This window comes from Pseudomonas sp. GM74 (genome assembly GCF_000282455.1).
Taxonomy (GTDB): Bacteria; Pseudomonadota; Gammaproteobacteria; order Pseudomonadales; family Pseudomonadaceae; genus Aquipseudomonas.
Genome location: NZ_AKJG01000051.1, coordinates 42,281 through 60,712, shown reverse-complemented (window position 1 = coordinate 60,712; position 18,432 = coordinate 42,281). Strand labels below are relative to the sequence as shown.

Sequence of the window (18,432 nt, the reverse complement as noted above, 5' to 3'; positions counted from 1 at the left end):
AGGTGGTCAGGCACTCAACCTGTGGCAGCCCCGATCTTAAGGCAATACCCGATTAACTGTGGGAGCGAGCTTGCTCGCGAAAGCGTTGGCCCATTCAACAATGATGTGTCTGACACACCGCATTCGCGAGCAAGCTCGCTCCCACAGGTTGTGCTCTTTGTCTCAAGGGTGAGTTATTTCGGGTAAAGCGGCGGCAACCCACTGTCACCGACCGGATCCTGCACCCGTTCGGCCATCGGAATCGCCTTGATCGCCCGCCACAACTCGTCACCTTGCCAGTACTGGCCGGTTTCGCTGTACAGCGCGCCGTTCAGGCCGTCGAGGGCGTCGGACAGTGGCACGAAGCGGGCGGCCATGTCGGCCAGGGTTTCCGGCTGTTGGCGGGCCCAGGCGTCGAGGGCCTGGCGGGTGGCGTGGGAATCGTTGGCCTGGCAGGCGCGCTTGAGGTCGTCGAGCACGGTGCGGGGGCTCGGGCCGGTTTGCGCGACGCGTGCCACCGCCGGTTGCCAGCGGCCGCGCCACCAGAGGCCGAAGCCGAGCAGGGTGGTGCAGGCCAGGATCAAGGTGCTGAGCTTCCAGCGCCAGAGTGCTTCGCTGTCGGCGCCAGCGTCGATCGGTAAGGCACCGGCCGGTGTGTCGACCATCAGGCTCGGATTGGCCGCCACGTGTAGTGTGCGAGCCGGCAGGCTGCTGTGTTCCAGATGGTCTTCGAAGGTGTTCCACCAGACCACGTCGACAGTGGGCAGTTCGATGGCGCCGGTCCGTGTCGGTACCAGGGCCTCGCGGTCTTCACGGCTGCCGACCAGGCCGCGTTCGCTGATTTGGTTGCCGAGCACCGGTTGATCCGGGTAGCGGCGCAGGCCGCCGACATCGGTGCCTGGCAGCGGTGGCAGTTGGGTGCTGGACAAGCCTTCGGCCGTCACTGTCAGGCTGCGGGTCAGCGAATCAGCGACCTGTGTGTGATCCGGCTCCGGGTTCCAGCTTTCGCTCAGGGTCAGGCTGCGCGCAGGCAGCCAGGGGGCATCGGCCGGCCAGGTGATGGGTTTGGCCTTGACCGTCAACAGCAGTTCGGCCGAGGTGACGGGCATCAGCTTGCCGGCTTTCGGTCCCTGGGCGGTGTCCTGCACCGGCTGTGGGTCGACCAGCGCGGCGTTGAAGACCTGCGCCGGAATGATCAGTTCGCCGCTGTGTTGCGGGTAGATCGCATAACGCATTTCGATCACGCCGTGGCGCTGGCCGTCGATGTCCTTTTCGTAGGTGCGTGAGTCGCCCAATTGTTCGATGCGTGCGTCAGGTATCTGCAAGGGTGGCAGGCTGCTGTCGTCGTACAGCGACACCGAATGGTAGATGCGCAGGGTCAGGACCGCCTGGGCCTGCACGTACACGCTGGTTTGATCGAGGCTGGCATCAATGAATACCGGGGCCCGGTTGTTCGGGTTGTCCGGTGTTTCGCTCTCGACCACCTGCAGGGTGATCGGCTGGCTCTGCAGTTCGCCCAGTTGCAGTGACGGAATCACCACGCTGCCGTTTTGCCGGGGCAGAAGGGTGACGATCCAGCGGGTGGTGGCCTGGTTTTCACCACTCAGGGTGTTCAACTGGTTGACCTGGCGTGTGCCGCGCACTTCGAACAACGGCTCCAGCGCTGTCAGATCGGGTTTGCCGAATTGAGTGACATCGCTGGATTCCAGGGTCAGTTCGACCGTCTCGCCCGAGCTCAGGCGACTGCGATCAACACTGGCGACCAGTTCTGCTGCGTGTGCCTGAACCATGCAGAACAACAGGCCATGCAGCAGCGCGAGCAATAAAACGGTGAAGCGGGTCATCGAGTTTCTTCCTGATCCTGATGTTGTTGCTGTTCGTACCAGAATTTGCGCCTGAGCAGCTCTCCGGGGTCATCCGGGATCTGTCGCAGCCATTGCTCCAGTGCCTGGCGCTGTTCACCTTCGATGCTGTCGGTGGCCGGGCGCAAGGGCGGTGTGGTGTGTTGTTCGTCACCCAGTTCGCTGCCCGGTACCTCGTTGGTCCCCGGTTTCGGCGGTCTGGTGGCTGGTTGCTCCTCACCCGGGCGGGTCGGTTGCCCCTCGGTTTTCGGTTCTCCGCTGCTCGAGGGCTGGGCGGCGGCACCGGGCGGTGGCTCCCGGGATTCGGCTTCGGGCCGGGTATTGCTGGCTTCGTCTGGCTCAGGAGCGGGTGGTGTGTTTTTCTCCTTGAGCAGACGTTCGACCAGCGCTTTGTTGGTCAGTGCCGGACGCAAATCCGGTTGACGTTCCAGAGCCTGCTCGTAAGCGTCCAGGGCCGCCTCAAGCTCCCCGCGTTTGGCCAGGGCATTGCCTCGATTGTAGTGGGCGTGGGCATCGTCGCCTTCGGCAAACCGCTCGGCGGCACCTGCGTAGTCGCCGGCCTCATAGAGTGCCACGCCTTGCCACTGATGGTTTTCGAAGCGTCGGGAGGCCTCCGCCGGGCGCTTCTGCTTGAGCAGGTGCAAACCTTGTTGATCAGGACGAAGCCAAAGGTCCGCGAGGTCAAAGGCGTAGCTCGGTTGAGGCAGCACCAATAGCAGCGGCAGGCACAGCAGCCAACCGCGACGTCCGGCACAGGCCGCGAGCAGCAACAGCGGCAGCAGCAGCCAGTAACCCTGATCGGCCCAGGTGTCCAGGCGCAAGGTCTGACCGTCGTTGCGCAAGTGGCGTGGACCGTCGAGCAAGCCAAGGGCGTGCAGGTCGCTATCGTCCAGGCGCGCCTGGCGATAGCGGCCATCCAGGTCGTTGGCAAAATTTTTCAAACCGGGCTCGTCGAGGCGCGGCACGAGGATTGCGCCTTGTTCATCCTTGAGGAAGCTGCCGTCCTCTTGGGTGATGGGCGAGCCTTCGGCGGTGCCGATGCCGAGCATCAGCAATTGAGTCGATTTGCCGATCAGCGCACGACGGATGCCCAGCCGCTCCTGGTCGGTCAGGGACGAACCGATCAGCAGGATCCGGCCGTCGCCCAAAGCAGCCTGATCGAGCAGCGCCAGGGCCTTGAGCACCGCCAGATCGGCGCGATGACCGGCCTCTGGCATCAACGACGGTTTCAGTGCATCCAACAGATTGCGGCTGGTGGAAAGGTCATCTGACAGCGGTACCAGCGTGTGGGCACTGCCGGCGTAAACAACGATGGCGGTTTGCGCGTCGCTGCGAATCTGCAGCAGGTCAAGCAGCTTGCGTCGTGCCTGTTCCAGTCGGTTGGGCGTGACGTCGGTGGCGAGCATTTCCGGGGTCAGCTCGAGAATCACCACCAGCGGATCGGCGGGCTTTTGACTGGTCTGCTCGACGCGCTGCCAGCTCGGACCCAACAGGGCGAGCACGGTCAACAGCCATGCCAGACCGAGGGCGATCCAGGGCAATTTACTGTCGCGACCACTGCCACCGCTGAGCAGTGCCGCGTGAAAGGCCGGTGGCAGGATCATCTGCCAGCGCCCGGCGCGCTTCTTGCGGTGCCAGAGTTGCCAGAGCAGCCAGCCAAGCACCGGCAGCAACAACAGCCACCAGGGGCGGAACCAGTAAGGCCACAGCGCACTCATCGGCGCCTCCGCAGGCGCAGGCGTTTGAGCCGTTGGCGCCAGTCGGGCAGCAATTGCGTTTGCAAAAACAGATCCTTGGTAACCAGGCGTTGCAAGGGGTTGTCCGGCCAGAGTACGGGGACCAGCAGCAACATGCTCAACCACAGCGCCAGGGCCAGTGGCCAGTGATACAAGGCTTGGGCCGGGCGGGCCTGGGTCGGTTGCTGGGCCACGGGTTCCAGTTGATCGAGGGTGTCCTTGATCGATTGCAGTTCCTTGCCATCGTGGGCGCGGAAATACTGGCCGCCGGTGGCTTCGGCGATGGCTTTGAGAGACGGCTCGTCGAGGTCCAGGCTCGGATTGACGCCGAGAAAGCCGACCGTGCCACTTTGCTCCGGATCGGCACCGATGCCGATCGGGTAGATTTTCACCCCTTCCTTGGCCGCCAGCCGCGCTGCGGTAAGCGGGTCGATTTCACCGCCATTGTTGGCGCCGTCGGTGACCAGGATCAGCACGCGGCTTGTTGCCGGGCGCGAGCGCAGGCGTTTGAGGGCAAGGCCGATGGCATCGCCGATGGCGGTGTTTTTGCCGGCAATGCCGATGCGTGCTTCGTCGAGCCAGACGCGTACGGTGTGGCGGTCGAAGGTCAGCGGGGCTTGCAGGTAGGCCTGGCTACCGAACAGGATCAGGCCGACCCGGTCACCTTCGCGGCTTTCGAGGAAATCGCCGAGCAGGTGCTGGACCAACGCCAGTCGGCTCACTTCTTCGTTCTGCCACTGCATGTCAGGGAAGTCCATGGAACCGGAAACGTCCACGGCTACCAGCAAGTCACGGCCACTGGCGGCTATCGGCAAGGGTTCGCCGAGCCACTGCGGGCGCGCCGCCGCGACCAGCAGCAACAGCCACAGCACGATGAAGGGGGCTTGCTGGCGCCATGCCGGCAGGTTGGCCCGGGCGCGACGCCCGGCGAGGCCTTCCAGGTCGCTGAGGAAGCTGACCTTGAGCGCCGGTTCGCCACTGTCGGCCACCGGCAATACGATGCGCATCAGCCACGGCAGCGGCAACAGGGCGAATATCCACGGCCAGGCGAACTCAAACATGCTTGCGAATCCATGTGTCGACGGCCTGGGTCAGGCCGGCGATGGCCTTGTCGTCGAGTTTGCATTCGGGTTTGTAGGCGCCTTCGACCAGCACCATCCAGCGGGTCAACCCGGCTGCCGGGCAGCGGTTGTCGAGGAATGCCAGCCATTTGCGGCCGTTGAGGGTGTGGCTCTGGCTGTAGGGATAGTGGTTGCGGCACAGGCGCTTGAGTAAACCGTTGAGTTGCTGCAGCCAGGCACCGGCCGGCGCACCGTCGTAGGGTTTGGGCATCAAGGCCAGCTCTGCAAGGGCGGCCAGGCGCACCGGGTCCAGCGGCTGTTCAGCGCGCACCACCGGGCGTTTGCGTGGAATGAAGTGTCGCAGCTTCCACAGGCCCAACCCGATCAGTGGCACCAACAAAAGCAGCAACCACCAACCCGGTGCCGGAGGCCAGAATTCCACCGGTGGCGGGGAAATCAGTGGTTGCAGTTGATCAAGGCCGCTCATCGACCTTTCCCCGAGTTCTGTGGGTTCAGGTACTCGCGCAATTGCTCGACCATCTCGCTCTGGGTGCTCAGGGGCATCAGCAGCACACGCAGTTTCTGCGCGAGCAGCTCCCAGCGAGCGATGCGTGCTTCGGCCTGGGCCCGGTAGGTCTGGCGCAGGTCGAAATTCAACGTGTCGAGCTCCAGTTGCGCACCGCGCTCGGCGAAACGTAAAAGGCCGGCGGCGGGCAGGGCATGATCCAGCGGATCGGACAGCGGCAGCAGCAACAGGTCGCAATGGCGCGATAACAGGCTCAGCTGTTGCTCGGCACTGTCCGACAGGGCGCGTTCATCGCAGATCACGATCACCAGGCTGCCCGGGCGTGACACTTCCCGAGCGCGGCGCAGGGCGATACCGAAGGCGTCGCGGTCCGGTTCGCCTTCGGTGGTCAGCGACTGGTTGACCCGCACCAGCCGGTTGAGCAACTGCAACAGGCTTTGCTTGCTGCGCCGAGGCTTGATTTCGTAGTGCACATTGTCGCCATACACCAGGCCGCCGACCCGGTCGTTGTGCCCCAGGGCTGCCCAACCGATCAGGCTTGCGGCCTGGGCGGCGAGCACCGACTTGAACATCAGGCCCGAGCCGAAAAACAGCCGGCGGCTTTGTTCGACCATGATGAAAATCGGTCGCTCACGTTCTTCGTGGAACAGCTTGGTGTGGGGTTCCTGGGTGCGCGCGGTCACACGCCAGTCAATGGTGCGCACATCGTCGCCGGCCTGATAGACCCGCACCTGATCGAAGTCGACGCCACGTCCGCGCAATTTGGAATGGTGCAGGCCGATCAGCGGGCTGCGTTGGCTCGGCGTGGAAAACAGCTGCACTTCGCGCACGCGATGGCGCATCTCGATCAGGTCGGCGAGGCTGACACGGATGCCCGGCTCGGGCGGCAGGCTGGCGTTCATCAGGGTCAAGCGACGGCTACGACGTCGAGAATCCGCTGGACCACCCGGTCCTGATCGATGCCAGCGGCTTCGGCTTCAAAGGACAGAATGATGCGATGGCGCAGCACGTCGAACAACACGGCCTGGATATCTTCGGGGCTGACGAAGTCGCGTCCGGCCAGCCAGGCGTGGGCGCGGGCGCAACGGTCCAGGGCAATCGAACCGCGCGGGCTGGCGCCGTAGGCGATCCACTCGGCCATCTCCGGATCGAACTTGGCCGGGGTGCGGGTGGCCATGACCAGTTGCACCAGGTATTCCTCCACGGCGTCGGCCATGTACAGACCGAGGATTTCCTTGCGTGCGACAAAAATCGTCTGTTGAGTCACCCGACGCTCAGGCTTCGCTTCGCCGTTGAGCGCTTCACCACGGGCCTGTTGCAGGATCTTGCGTTCAACCGTCGCGTCCGGGAAACCGATCTTCACGTGCATCAGGAAGCGGTCGAGCTGGGCTTCCGGCAGCGGGTAGGTGCCTTCCTGCTCGATCGGGTTCTGCGTGGCCATCACCAGAAACAGCGGCGACAGCTCATAGGTGCTGCGCCCGACACTGACCTGCCGCTCGCCCATGGCTTCGAGCAAGGCCGACTGGACCTTGGCCGGGGCGCGGTTGATTTCGTCCGCCAATACCAGGTTGTGGAAGATCGGGCCTTGCTGGAACACGAAACTGCCGGTTTCCGGGCGGTAGATTTCCGTGCCGGTAATGTCGGCCGGCAACAGGTCGGGGGTGAACTGGATGCGGTGGAACTGAGCTTCGATGCCTTCGGCAAGTTCTTTGATGGCCTTGGTCTTGGCCAGGCCAGGAGCCCCCTCGACCAGCATGTGGCCGTCGGCGAGCAGGGCGATGAGCAAGCGCTCGATGAGCTTTTCCTGGCCGAGAATCTGCGTTGAAAGAAAGGTTCGCAGCGCCAGCAGCGCTTCACGATGTTCCATCGATGACTGTTCCTGCAAAAGGGTGGCCGAGGACGTTCGAAAGACGCCAGGGCTGGGGGCGTTACTTTAATCCATCGCGGGGGGCGCCGACTAACGGCATTTTGCGCAAAGTGCAGGAAATGGTTGGCAATCGTTGTAGGAACTTTCTACAGGTTGCAGGCTGGTGGTGTTCTTTCGAGCCTCTTCGCGAGCAAGCCCGCTCCCACATTTGATCGCATTCTTGCCGGATTAACGCGGTCAACTGTGGGAGCGGGCTTGCTCGCGAAGGCGCCCGCTCAGGCACCATCAGATCTGGCTGATATAGGTGCCAGTACCCTTGAGAATGTTCTGCAGGGTTTCTTCCACTTCGGCCAGATCCGTCATGTCGGCATCAAAAGTGATCTCCAGCACATCATCCCCATTCAGCGCATCGGCATCGGCAGCCGCTATTTCGATCTTCAGCAGGGAAGGGCTCAGGGTGACTTTCACGCCATCCAGGGTCGAAGGTTCGCCGTCGAGGGTGATTTCCAGCTCTTCTTCATCCGGGTAGCGGCTCATCAGGAACATTTCGCCCTGGTCGCTATGGCAGCAGAGCATGGCCATGTTGTCTTCTTCGTCGTCGCAAGGGTTGACGATCAAGAGGGCGGTTTTCATTTTCATGGGAAATTCCTGGCTCGACGGGCGTGGTAAACGCAGTAAAGGGCGATTCTGCCAGCCCGCGCACATTTCTGCTCGTCCGGGTGTCAGAGGATGAGTTGTGACCGAGCAAAGTGTTGCTGGTCATTTCTGGTACGGATGTCCCGTAAAACCGGACGGAAAACCGTCATTTTCCTGTGCGAATGCTAGTGTTGTTCGATACGCCGCCCTCAAGCTGCGTGCCGTTGACCGAATATGTCGCAGCACCGCAAGCACGGGCCTTGCCGCACTCGTTAAGCTGCGCAACGGATGAGCACCTGTAAAGACATTGCGCTGCACGCAGCCCAGTCGTTTTTGCAGATGCCCATTCACGGAAGGTGAATGTGACCTGAGTGTCTCGTCCAGCTTCACCCACCTGTCACCCTGTTTCCTCTGCCCGAGAATCAGGAGCCGGGTGACGGCTAGCTTTGAAACGTAGCCCCGAAAGGGGTTTCGCGCGACGCTTTCATCAATAACAAGCCCAAGCGGAGTACCACAGATGGCGTTCTTCACCGCAGCCAGCAAAGCCGACTTCCAGCACCAACTGCAAGCGGCACTGGCGCAGCACATCAGTGAACAGGCACTGCCACAAGTGGCGCTGTTCGCTGAACAATTCTTCGGCATCATTTCCCTTGACGAGCTGACCCAGCGTCGGTTGTCCGACCTTGCTGGCTGCACCCTTTCTGCATGGCGCCTGCTTGAGCGCTTCGATCACGCGCAACCGCAAGTGCGCGTCTTCAACCCCGACTACGAACGCCACGGCTGGCAGTCGACCCACACGGCGGTTGAAGTGCTGCACCACGACCTGCCATTCCTGGTGGACTCGGTGCGTACCGAGCTGAACCGCCGCGGCTACAGCATCCATACCCTGCAAACCACCGTGCTGAGCGTGCGTCGTGGCAGCAAGGGCGAGTTGCTGGAAATCCTGCCGAAAGGCACCCAGGGCGACGACATTCAGCAAGAATCGCTGATGTACCTGGAAATCGACCGCTGCGCCAACACCGCCGAGCTCAATGTCCTGAGCAAAGAGCTGGAGCAGGTGCTCGGTGAAGTCCGCGTGGCCGTCGGCGATTTCGAGCCGATGAAGGCCAAGGTCCAGGAGATCCTGACCAAGCTGGACAACAGCCAGTTCGCCGTCGATGGCGACGAGAAGAACGAAATCAAGAGCTTCCTGGAATGGCTGGTGGGCAACCACTTCACCTTCCTCGGTTATGAAGAGTTCGTGGTCAGCGATGAAGCCGATGGCGGCCACATCGTCTACGACAAGGATTCCTTCCTCGGCCTGACCAAGCTGCTGCGTGCCGGCCTGACCTACGATGACCTGCGCATCGAAGACTACGCCGTGAACTACCTGCGCGAACCGACCCTGCTGTCGTTCGCCAAGGCTTCGCACCCAAGCCGTGTCCACCGTCCGGCTTACCCGGATTTCGTGTCGATCCGTGAAGTTGACGCCAACGGCAAGGTCATCAAGGAATGCCGTTTCATGGGCCTGTACACCTCGTCGGTGTATGGCGAGAGCGTGCGGGTGATCCCGTACATCCGCCGCAAGGTCGAGGAAATCGAACACCGTTCCGGCTTCCAGGCCAAGGCCCACCTGGGCAAGGAACTGGCGCAGGTGCTCGAAGTGCTGCCGCGCGACGATCTGTTCCAGACCCCGGTGGACGAACTGTTCAGCACCGTGATGTCGATCGTGCAGATCCAGGAACGCAACAAGATTCGCGTGTTCCTGCGCAAAGACCCGTACGGCCGTTTCTGCTACTGCCTGGCCTACGTGCCGCGTGACATCTACTCCACCGAAGTGCGCCAGAAGATCCAGCAAGTGCTGATGGATCGCCTGAAAGCGACCGACTGCGAGTTCTGGACCTTCTTCTCCGAGTCCGTGCTGGCCCGCGTGCAGCTGATCCTGCGCGTCGACCCGAAAAACCGCCTCGACATCGACCCGCTGCTGCTGGAAAAAGAAGTGGTGCAGGCCTGCCGCAGCTGGCAGGACGACTACGCCGCACTGACCGTCGAGAGCTTCGGTGAAGCCCAGGGCACCAACGTGCTGGCCGATTTCCCGAAAGGCTTCCCGGCCGGTTACCGCGAGCGTTTCGCCGCGCATTCCGCTGTGGTCGACATGCAGCATCTGTTGAGCCTGAGCGACAAGAACCCGCTGGTGATGAGCTTCTATCAGCCGCTGGGCCAGGTCGCCGGTCAGCGCCAGCTGCATTGCAAGCTGTACCACGCCGATACTCCGCTGGCACTGTCCGACGTCCTGCCGATCCTGGAAAACCTCGGTCTGCGCGTGCTGGGCGAGTTCCCGTATCACCTGCGTCACAGCAATGGTCGCGAATTCTGGATTCATGACTTCGCGTTCACCGCCGCCGAAGGCCTGGAACTCGACATCCAGCAACTCAACGACACGCTGCAGGACGCATTCGTCCACATCGTGCGTGGCGAAGCCGAGAACGACGCGTTCAACCGTCTGGTGCTGACCGCCGGCCTGCCATGGCGCGACGTCGCGTTGCTGCGTGCCTACGCCCGCTACATGAAGCAGATTCGTCTGGGCTTCGACCTGGGCTACATCGCCAGCACCCTGAACAACCACACTGACATCGCTCGCGAGTTGACCCGGTTGTTCAAGACCCGCTTCTACCTGGCGCGCAAGCTGACCGGCGACGATCTGGGAGACAAGCAGCAACGCCTGGAACACGCGATTCTCAGCGCCCTGGACGACGTCCAGGTACTGAACGAAGACCGCATCCTGCGTCGCTACCTGGACCTGATCAAGGCCACCCTGCGCACCAACTTCTACCAGACCGATGCCAACGGCCATAACAAGTCGTACTTCAGCTTCAAGTTCAACCCGCACTTGATCCCTGAACTGCCGAAGCCGGTACCGAAGTTCGAAATCTTCGTTTACTCGCCGCGGGTCGAAGGCGTGCACCTGCGCTTCGGCAACGTGGCCCGTGGCGGCCTGCGCTGGTCCGACCGTGAAGAAGACTTCCGTACCGAAGTCCTGGGCCTGGTAAAAGCCCAGCAAGTGAAGAACTCGGTGATCGTGCCGGTGGGTGCGAAGGGCGGCTTCCTGCCGCGTCGCCTGCCACTGGGCGGCAGCCGTGACGAGATCGCAGCCGAGGGCATCGCCTGCTACCGCATCTTCATTTCGGGCCTGTTGGACATCACCGACAACCTGAAGGACGGCGCCCTGGTGCCACCGGCCAACGTCGTGCGTCATGACCACGATGACCCGTACCTGGTCGTGGCCGCGGACAAGGGCACTGCGACCTTCTCCGACATCGCCAACGGCATCGCCATCGACTACGGCTTCTGGCTGGGTGACGCGTTTGCGTCCGGTGGTTCGGCCGGTTACGACCACAAGAAGATGGGCATCACCGCCAAGGGCGCGTGGGTTGGCGTTCAGCGCCACTTCCGCGAGCGCGGCATCAATGTCCAGGAAGACAGCATCACCGTAGTGGGTGTCGGCGACATGGCCGGTGACGTGTTCGGTAACGGCTTGCTGATGTCCGACAAGCTGCAACTGGTCGCGGCATTCAACCACCTGCACATCTTCATCGATCCGAACCCTGAGCCGGCGTCGAGCTTCGCCGAGCGTCAGCGCCTGTTCGACCTGCCGCGTTCGGCCTGGTCGGACTACGACACCAGCATCATGTCCGAAGGCGGCGGCATCTTCTCCCGTAGCGCGAAGAGCATTGCGATTTCCCCGCAAATGCAGGAACGCTTCGACATCTCGGCCGACAAGCTGACCCCGACCGAACTGCTCAACGCCTTGCTCAAGGCGCCGGTGGATCTGCTGTGGAACGGCGGTATCGGTACTTACGTCAAAGCCAGCAGCGAAAGCCACGCCGATGTCGGCGACAAGGCCAACGATGCACTGCGCGTGAACGGCAACGAACTGCGCTGCAAAGTCGTGGGCGAGGGCGGTAACCTGGGCATGACCCAACTGGGTCGCGTCGAGTTCGGCCTCAATGGCGGCGGCTCCAACACCGACTTCATCGACAACGCCGGTGGCGTGGACTGCTCCGACCACGAAGTGAACATCAAGATCCTGCTCAACGAAGTGGTTCAGGCCGGCGACATGACCGACAAGCAACGTAACCAGTTGCTGGCGAGCATGACCGACGAAGTCGGTGGCCTGGTGCTGGGCAACAACTACAAGCAGACTCAGGCCCTGTCGTTGGCAGCCCGCCGTGCATTGCCGCGGATTGCCGAATACAAGCGCCTGATGAACGATCTGGAAGGCCGCGGCAAGCTGGATCGCGCCATCGAGTTCCTGCCGGCCGAAGATGCAATCAACGAGCGCATTGCCGAAGGCCATGGCCTGACCCGTGCCGAGCTGTCGGTGCTGATCTCCTACAGCAAGATCGACCTCAAGGAGCAGTTGCTGGGCTCCCTGGTGCCGGACGACGACTACCTGACCCGTGACATGGAAACCGCTTTCCCGCCAACGCTGGTGAGCAAGTTCTCAGCGGCCATGCGCCGTCACCGTCTGAAGCGTGAAATCGTCAGCACCCAGATCGCCAACGATCTGGTGAACCACATGGGCATCACCTTCGTTCAACGACTCAAAGAGTCGACCGGCATGAGCCCGGCGAACGTAGCCGGCGCCTACGTGATCGTGCGTGACATTTTCCATCTCCCGCACTGGTTCCGTCAGATTGAAGCCCTGGACTACCAGGTCTCCGCCGACGTGCAACTGGAGCTGATGGACGAGCTGATGCGTCTGGGCCGTCGCGCTACGCGCTGGTTCCTGCGTGCCCGTCGCAACGAGCAGAATGCTGCCCGTGACGTCGCGCACTTCGGTCCGCATCTGAAAGAGTTGGGTCTGAAGCTCGACGAGCTGCTCAGTGGCGAGATCCGCGAAACCTGGCAGACCCGTTATCAGGCTTACGTCGAAGCCGGTGTGCCGGAGTTGCTGGCACGTATGGTGGCTGGCACTTCGCACCTGTACACCCTGCTGCCGATCATCGAGGCTTCCGACGTGACTGGCCAGGATCCGGCAGAGGTGGCCAAGGCCTACTTCGCCGTGGGCAGCGCGCTGGACATCACCTGGTACATGCAACAGATCAGCGCTCTGCCGGTTGAAAACAACTGGCAGGCCCTGGCCCGTGAAGCGTTCCGCGATGACGTCGACTGGCAGCAACGTGCGATCACCATCTCGGTCCTGCAACAGGGCGACGGCACCCAGGACGTGGAAACACGGCTCTCCCTGTGGATGGCGCAGCACGAAAGCATGATCGAGCGCTGGCGTGTCATGCTGGTGGAAATCCGTGCCGCCAGCGGCACGGACTACGCCATGTACGCGGTGGCCAACCGCGAGCTGCTGGACCTGGCATTGAGCGGTCAAGCGGTAGCGCCTGCCACTATCGCCGCCGAGCTGGAACCGGCTGCCTGATCAGGCGTTGAATGAAAAAGCCCCGCATTGAGAGATGCGGGGCTTTTTTCTGTCGGAGGTTTTCTGGTGACTGGCCGGACGCCTTCGTCGGAACGCCACCCGGACCAAGCCCGCTCCCACAGTGATTTGTGTCGTGCGCATCACCCATGTACACCAAATCAACTGTGGGAGCGGGCTTGCCCGCGAAGGGGATATAAGCACCCATTAATTACTTGAAGACTGAAGTTTTTTCAGCGTTCATCGATACATTACTTGTCGGGCTGGTCAGTAAATTACTGAGCGACTGGTCAAACCTTTGCAGCGCCCGGACTTGCACGTTCTGTTGTTCGTTAATGTCCGCAACTATCTCTTCACTACGTTTATAGTCCGCCCAGACTGGACTAAGTGCTTTAGCATCGTGACCTTTTGCAGTACCGATGTAATTGAAATTTTTGTCATAGAAATCCGCACTGACATCCGCCTGTATATCCGAACTACGCGACGTTATCAGTTGACTACGGGTGTCGACCACCGCCATCACATCCGGTTTTGCCGCCCTGAGGCTCTGCATGTCCGGATACACCGTAACCGAGCCGAATTGCCGCTGCAGGGAGGCCTTGACCCAATCCACGGCCAGGTCTGGCCTGGAAGTGGCTACGTAGGCGTCATGAATCGGCTGCACCAGCAGACTCTGACCGAAACCCGTGCCGGCGTTGGCCTGGTAGTCCCGAAGGTAGGCGCGGTTGGTCTGAGTATTCTGGCTGTAGACGATGCCCAGCGAGACATGGCTGCCGTTGGTTATACGGGTGGCACCGCTGCGGCCTACCGGTTCGGTAAAGATACCGTTCAGCGAAGAAACCGCTGTCGGCGCGGTGGGGATCGAGCAACCGGTTAAAACAACGGCCATGGTCAACGTACTGGCAAGCACAAGTTTCATGGTGTTTCTCCAGTGAATCAACTTCAGTCGAAAGTTAAAGTTGCCGGTGTTGTGCCGGCGGTGACTCAAGACTAAACCCTGGATGATTTATTTAAATAGCCAATATCCACCCTTGTCCGGCGACCAATAGTTTTGTTTGGTTTAAAAGCTTTCGGTTAATTGCGTGAGGAAATTAAAAGGCCCGAATTCGCGATTCGAGCCTTTTTATTTATAGCTGTACGTTCAGCCATCAGTGTTCCAGTGGGATCAACACTTTCTCGTCGGGGGCCAATACCATGAACACCAGCAACCTGGCCGGTTGGGTCGCGCTGGCATTTTTCGACACCATGTGTTCCGACCCCGCCGGCTCATACCAGAACTCACCGGCCTTGTAGGTTTTCGCCGCCTCGCCTTTGACTTGGGAAATGATCTCTCCCGAAAGGACATAAGCCATGGCGGTACCTTCGTGCTTGTGGGCGATGGAGGACTGCCCGGGCTCGTAATCGACTTCGATCATCAGCGCTTTTTTACCGGGGACGTTTTTCAACATCTCGTCTTGCAGGATAGTGACCTTTTCCGAAGGGTCATGGGCAAAAGCCGATGCGCAGACCATCAGGGCCAGGGCAGCAAGGGGGGCAGCACAAAAGCGCAATATGTTCATGGTTGTTTACCTGCGGTGGGTTAGTTGTCGTAAACAACAGTAGTGCGCAAGCAATAGAGGTTAAACAGCCAATATTCGGGAAGGTGGGGGGACCAATTGCAGAAGATTTCGGGCCAATGAAGAACGAATTGTGGCGAGGGAGCAAGCTCCCTCGCCACAGGTATTGGTTAAACGATCGGAAAACTGTTGAAGTCCACGGCATTGGCCAGTTGGCTATCGATCAGGCTGATGAAGCCCTGGACTTCGGGGCAGTTGAAATGCGATCGCATGGCCGCTTCCGATTGCCAGTGGGCGCTGACGGTCCAGCGATTGGTGTCCTCGGGGCAGCGGTCGACCATATAGGATTCGCAGCCGGGCAATTCACGCAGGGTTTCGACAATCTTCTGCAGTTGCTTGCCCAGTTCATCCGAGCGGCCGGCGGCGGCCTGTACCTGTACGGTATTGATCACTTCATAGGACATTGCTCACACTCCTGAATCAGGCCGGACGAATCCTGCTCATTGAGGGATAACGCCTATGCAGGATAGGCCTGCACCCCGGGACCGCCAATAGCCAATCGCCGGATAAAGACGCAGGCCAATCCGTCAGGCCACCTGTTGCAGGATGTCGCGCAAACGGTCCAGGGCGATGTCGATGTCGAGGGTTTCGATGGCGCCAAAACCGAACCAAAGCCCGGCCCTGGGCGCTTGCTGATAGAAAAAGCTGTCGATGGCATAGAGCCCGACTTCGACTTTTTTCGCCAGTTCGATCACTAATGGAATATCCAGCGGCACTTTGCACATCACCGTCATGTGGAAGCCGGCAGTGGTCGGCACGGCCTCCAGCCAGGGCGAGAGGTCGCCGGCCATGCGCGCCAGGATCCGCTCACGGCGGCCGGCATAGATCGTATGGCAGCGCCGAATGTGCTTGAGCAGGCAGCCTTCGGCGATGAACTTGGCCAGCGCCCATTGCGGCAGGGTCGAGGTGTGCAGGTCGGTGAGCTGCTTGGCGCGCACCACGGCCTCAAGGATCGCCGGTGGCAAAATCGCATAGCCCAGGCGCAGTTCGGGCAGCAGGGTTTTGGAAAAAGTCCCGACGTACGCGACGACCCCGCGTTCATCCATGCTTTGCAGGGAATCGGTGGGACGGCCCTCGTAGCGGAACTCGCTGTCGTAGTCGTCCTCGATGATGATCGCGCCCAACTCGTGGGCCTTGGCCAGCAGTGCCACCCGGCGCGCCTGGCTCATCGGCATGCCCAGCGGGAACTGGTGCGAAGGGGTGACGTAGATCAGGCGCGTGCCGTGCGGGATTTGGTCCACCACGATGCCTTCGGCGTCCACCGGCACGCCGATCACCGTCGCGCCATGGGTGCCGAACAGCAGGCGCGCCGGCGGGTAGCCGGGGTCCTCCATGGCGACCAGGCTGCCCGGACTGATCAGCACCCGGGCGATCAGGTCCAGCGCCTGCTGCGCGCCGTTGCACACCACCACATCCTCATCCTGGCAGTTGACCCCGCGGGAGAACGCGATGTGCCGCGCAATGGCGTTGCGCAAGGCCGGCAGGCCCTCTGGCAAGCTGTAGAAGCCCTTGGAACCGGCAATCTGGCGTAGTGCATGGGAGGTGCAGCGCCGCCAGTCATCCTGGGGAAACTGACCCTTGCTGGTCGCACCACCGATGAAGTCGTAGCGCAGCGAGCCTTCCAGGGTCGGGTGACGCAGAAACACCGGCAGGTTGCGCCAGGATTCGATCACCTCGAAACCGGCGAGCTCGCAATGGCTCTGTTTACGCTGCACCTTTGAGGTGCGCGCGTTGACGTAGGTGCCTTTGCCGACCACTCCGGTGAGGAAGTTTTCGTAGGTCAGCTGAGCGTAGGTATCGGATATGGTCTTGCGCGAAATACCCAATTGTTCGGCCAGCAAACGACTGGGCGGCAGCTGCGTCCCGGCGGCCAGGCGACCGGACTCGATGGCGCTGCGCAGTTGGTTGTACAGCTGGCCGGCCAGGTCCTTGCGACCGTTGATGACAACATGTAGTTCCATACCGGCGAGGCTCCGGGGCGAATGAGGCGCGTGTGCGTCGCGCAAGATTACCCTTATCCGCCGGTGGTGCAGAAGTTGTGCGGTGGAAAAACCGTCAATTGGTCTGGTGGCGGTGGTCCACGGGGAAATCGCCGAATTGGATCTGTCATGCCCCCGCGCCAGCGGCTACCGTGAAGATCACCTCACGGCTGCACGAGATCGTTCCATGAACCCCCGTCTGGATTACTACAGCGCGTCCCCCAAAGCGATGAAAGCCATGATCGCCATGGAGGCCCTGACCAGCAGCCTGAGCATCGAACAGAGCCTGCTGCACCTGATCAAGATTCGTGCTTCGCAGCTCAATGGCTGTGCCTTTTGCACTGACATGCACTCGGTGGATGCACGGCGCCTGGGTGAAAGCGACCGGCGTCTGTATGGCATTGTGGTCTGGCGCGAAAGTAACTTTTTCAATCCGCGGGAAAGAGCCGCGCTGGCATGGACCGAGGCGGTCACCTTGCTCTGCGAAAGCCACGTGCCGGACGATGTCTACGCGCAAACCCGGGAGCAGTTCAGTGAAAGCGAATTGGTCGACTTGACCATCGCCGTCACCACCATCAACAGCTGGAATCGCCTGGCCGTGAGCTTTCGGCAAACACCCAGCGCCTGAGTCATTGTCACAGCAGGTTCATGAATGATCCGCAGGATGCAACTGTCATTGCAAGGTCGACAGGGAGTCCTCGATGTCAGTCATGGAAATCAGCTCCCACCAGGGGGCTGCCGAGTATCGTATAGCCATCGATAAAAATGCGTCATGGCGCCAGTTGGCTGCGGGGCTCGACCCCGAACTGGCGCTGTATTTCACCGTCAGTGCCCGTTGCGGTTGTTTCATGCAGGCCGCCCGCAGTCTCAACATCAAGGCCACCCGCCTGCGCAGGCAATTGGTGCTGCTGGAAACACAGCTGCAGTGTTCGCTGTTCAACCATTCAGACAATGGCTTGAGCCTCAGCCGCGATGGCTTGCGCTTGCACGCACAATTGATAGCCCTGGCCCATGAGCGCAACTTGCCGGTGATCGAGCAGCCGTTGATTCGGCTGGCCGTGGCGGACTCGATCCTGCGTGACGTTCTCGGTCGCGACCTGGTTGCGCTGCTGCGGCGCAACGCCAGTGTGCGACTGGACATCATGACCCTGGACAGCGAATTGTCATTGCAGGCAGTCAGCGCCGACGTGGTGGTGTGGCTGGGCGAGACCGGATCGCCGTTACCTGGGCCGAGCTTTGCCACCACAGAACCCCGGCGCCTGGCGCAACTCGATTACCTGCCGCACATTGCCAAGCGCTATTCGCGGGTTGCCTCCAGGCCGGAACGCCTGGATGACCTGGCAGATTTTCTGCTGGTGCAATGGCGGCAGGATGGCCATGTCGAAAGCTTCCGGCCATGGAATGCACTGGTGGATGAACGCCTGGCCGGGGTGGTGCATCTGCAATCCTGGGAACTGATGCTGGAGATGATTCGTTGCAGTGCCTGCATCGGCCTGCTGCCGCACTACATGAGCCACTTCGACCGCGGGCTGATTGCCTTGCCGGACCTGTTTGACCAGCCGATGCGGCGTCAGGTGTGGATGGCGGTCAACGCCGATTCCGGGAACGACGCGCAGGTACGGATGATCGTCGAATTGATCGAAAACACCTTCAGCGAGCGCCGGGAGTGGTTCGAAAGCTGAGTGCTCCCACATTGGTTCTCGCCATACTGGAAGGAAGCGTTATAGAGTGAACGGCCATGTCTGCTTCAAGGATGATTC

14 protein-coding genes are annotated in these 18,432 nt (G+C 61.2%); 3 read left to right on the top strand and 11 right to left on the bottom strand.

All coding sequences use genetic code 11. The features are described 5' to 3' along the window. Positions 1 to 173 precede the first annotated feature (173 nt). From PMI34_RS15850 to PMI34_RS15880, 7 genes are all read right to left on the bottom strand, one after another. Complete coding sequence (locus tag PMI34_RS15850) at positions 174 to 1,823, bottom strand: BatD family protein (RefSeq protein WP_008049517.1); 1,650 nt, start codon at positions 1,821 to 1,823, stop codon at positions 174 to 176. Further along, the gene (locus tag PMI34_RS15855) at positions 1,820 to 3,559 is read right to left on the bottom strand and encodes a tetratricopeptide repeat protein (protein ID WP_008049515.1); all 1,740 of its coding nucleotides are present in this window, start codon (positions 3,557 to 3,559) and stop codon (positions 1,820 to 1,822) included. Before PMI34_RS15855 ends, PMI34_RS15850 begins: the two co-directional genes overlap by 4 nt. Then, the gene (locus PMI34_RS15860) at positions 3,556 to 4,638 is read right to left on the bottom strand and encodes a vWA domain-containing protein (protein WP_008049513.1); all 1,083 of its coding nucleotides are present in this window, start codon (positions 4,636 to 4,638) and stop codon (positions 3,556 to 3,558) included. Before PMI34_RS15860 ends, PMI34_RS15855 begins: the two co-directional genes overlap by 4 nt. After that, complete coding sequence (locus PMI34_RS15865) at positions 4,631 to 5,125, bottom strand: DUF4381 domain-containing protein (protein ID WP_008049512.1); 495 nt, start codon at positions 5,123 to 5,125, stop codon at positions 4,631 to 4,633. The genes PMI34_RS15860 and PMI34_RS15865 overlap by 8 nt, the downstream gene beginning before the upstream one ends. Beyond that, positions 5,122 to 6,066, bottom strand: coding sequence for a DUF58 domain-containing protein (locus PMI34_RS15870; RefSeq protein ID WP_008049511.1), 945 nt, complete (start codon positions 6,064 to 6,066; stop codon positions 5,122 to 5,124). The genes PMI34_RS15865 and PMI34_RS15870 overlap by 4 nt, the downstream gene beginning before the upstream one ends. A gap of 5 nt (positions 6,067 to 6,071) precedes the next feature. Continuing rightward, positions 6,072 to 7,031: an AAA family ATPase gene (locus PMI34_RS15875; RefSeq protein ID WP_008049510.1), complete on the bottom strand. Its 960-nt coding sequence runs from the start codon at positions 7,029 to 7,031 to the stop codon at positions 6,072 to 6,074. 285 nt (positions 7,032 to 7,316) lie between these two features. Then, on the bottom strand, positions 7,317 to 7,670 hold the full coding sequence (locus PMI34_RS15880; RefSeq protein ID WP_008049509.1) for a hypothetical protein: 354 nt from the start codon (positions 7,668 to 7,670) through the stop codon (positions 7,317 to 7,319). Between the two features lie 514 nt (positions 7,671 to 8,184). Between PMI34_RS15880 and PMI34_RS15885 the strand changes: the two genes are divergently transcribed. Then, entirely contained in the window at positions 8,185 to 13,080 is a 4,896-nt protein-coding gene (locus PMI34_RS15885) for an NAD-glutamate dehydrogenase (protein WP_008049508.1), read from the top strand. A 208-nt stretch (positions 13,081 to 13,288) separates the two neighbouring features. Here the strand turns inward: PMI34_RS15885 and PMI34_RS15890 are convergent, their stop codons facing one another. From PMI34_RS15890 to pdxR, 4 genes are all read right to left on the bottom strand, one after another. Then, entirely contained in the window at positions 13,289 to 13,996 is a 708-nt protein-coding gene (locus PMI34_RS15890; RefSeq protein ID WP_008049507.1) for a hypothetical protein, read from the bottom strand. 229 nt (positions 13,997 to 14,225) lie between these two features. Beyond that, a complete protein-coding gene (locus PMI34_RS15895) occupies positions 14,226 to 14,636 on the bottom strand; it encodes a cupin domain-containing protein (RefSeq protein WP_008049506.1) in 411 nt (136 codons plus the stop codon). A 167-nt stretch (positions 14,637 to 14,803) separates the two neighbouring features. Beyond that, complete coding sequence (locus PMI34_RS15900; protein WP_008049505.1) at positions 14,804 to 15,097, bottom strand: antibiotic biosynthesis monooxygenase family protein; 294 nt, start codon at positions 15,095 to 15,097, stop codon at positions 14,804 to 14,806. Between the two features lie 123 nt (positions 15,098 to 15,220). Then, complete coding sequence (gene pdxR, locus PMI34_RS15905; protein ID WP_008049504.1) at positions 15,221 to 16,654, bottom strand: MocR-like pyridoxine biosynthesis transcription factor PdxR; 1,434 nt, start codon at positions 16,652 to 16,654, stop codon at positions 15,221 to 15,223. 205 nt (positions 16,655 to 16,859) lie between these two features. On the opposite strand from pdxR, the gene PMI34_RS15910 reads away from it, so the two are divergent. Both PMI34_RS15910 and PMI34_RS15915 read left to right on the top strand, forming a co-directional pair. After that, entirely contained in the window at positions 16,860 to 17,300 is a 441-nt protein-coding gene (locus tag PMI34_RS15910; protein ID WP_008049489.1) for a carboxymuconolactone decarboxylase family protein, read from the top strand. Positions 17,301 to 17,373: 73 nt separating this feature from the next. Then, complete coding sequence (locus tag PMI34_RS15915) at positions 17,374 to 18,354, top strand: LysR family transcriptional regulator (protein WP_008049488.1); 981 nt, start codon at positions 17,374 to 17,376, stop codon at positions 18,352 to 18,354. Positions 18,355 to 18,432: the final 78 nt, after the last annotated feature.

Bases quoted from the DNA above. Each gene is read 5' to 3' on its own strand.
- PMI34_RS15875 (WP_008049510.1), bottom strand. From the start codon at position 7,031: ATGGAACATCGTGAAGCGCTGCTGGCGCTGCGAACCTTTCTTTCAACG.
- PMI34_RS15915 (WP_008049488.1), top strand. From the start codon at position 17,374: ATGTCAGTCATGGAAATCAGCTCCCACCAGGGGGCTGCCGAGTATCGT.
- PMI34_RS15855 (WP_008049515.1), bottom strand. From the start codon at position 3,559: ATGAGTGCGCTGTGGCCTTACTGGTTCCGCCCCTGGTGGCTGTTGTTG.
- PMI34_RS15900 (WP_008049505.1), bottom strand. From the start codon at position 15,097: ATGTCCTATGAAGTGATCAATACCGTACAGGTACAGGCCGCCGCCGGC.
- PMI34_RS15890 (WP_008049507.1), bottom strand. From the start codon at position 13,996: ATGAAACTTGTGCTTGCCAGTACGTTGACCATGGCCGTTGTTTTAACC.
- PMI34_RS15860 (WP_008049513.1), bottom strand. From the start codon at position 4,638: ATGTTTGAGTTCGCCTGGCCGTGGATATTCGCCCTGTTGCCGCTGCCG.
- PMI34_RS15850 (WP_008049517.1), bottom strand. From the start codon at position 1,823: ATGACCCGCTTCACCGTTTTATTGCTCGCGCTGCTGCATGGCCTGTTG.
- PMI34_RS15885 (WP_008049508.1), top strand. From the start codon at position 8,185: ATGGCGTTCTTCACCGCAGCCAGCAAAGCCGACTTCCAGCACCAACTG.
- PMI34_RS15880 (WP_008049509.1), bottom strand. From the start codon at position 7,670: ATGAAAATGAAAACCGCCCTCTTGATCGTCAACCCTTGCGACGACGAA.
- PMI34_RS15910 (WP_008049489.1), top strand. From the start codon at position 16,860: ATGAACCCCCGTCTGGATTACTACAGCGCGTCCCCCAAAGCGATGAAA.
- PMI34_RS15870 (WP_008049511.1), bottom strand. From the start codon at position 6,066: ATGAACGCCAGCCTGCCGCCCGAGCCGGGCATCCGTGTCAGCCTCGCC.
- PMI34_RS15865 (WP_008049512.1), bottom strand. From the start codon at position 5,125: ATGAGCGGCCTTGATCAACTGCAACCACTGATTTCCCCGCCACCGGTG.
- PMI34_RS15895 (WP_008049506.1), bottom strand. From the start codon at position 14,636: ATGAACATATTGCGCTTTTGTGCTGCCCCCCTTGCTGCCCTGGCCCTG.
- pdxR (WP_008049504.1), bottom strand. From the start codon at position 16,654: ATGGAACTACATGTTGTCATCAACGGTCGCAAGGACCTGGCCGGCCAG.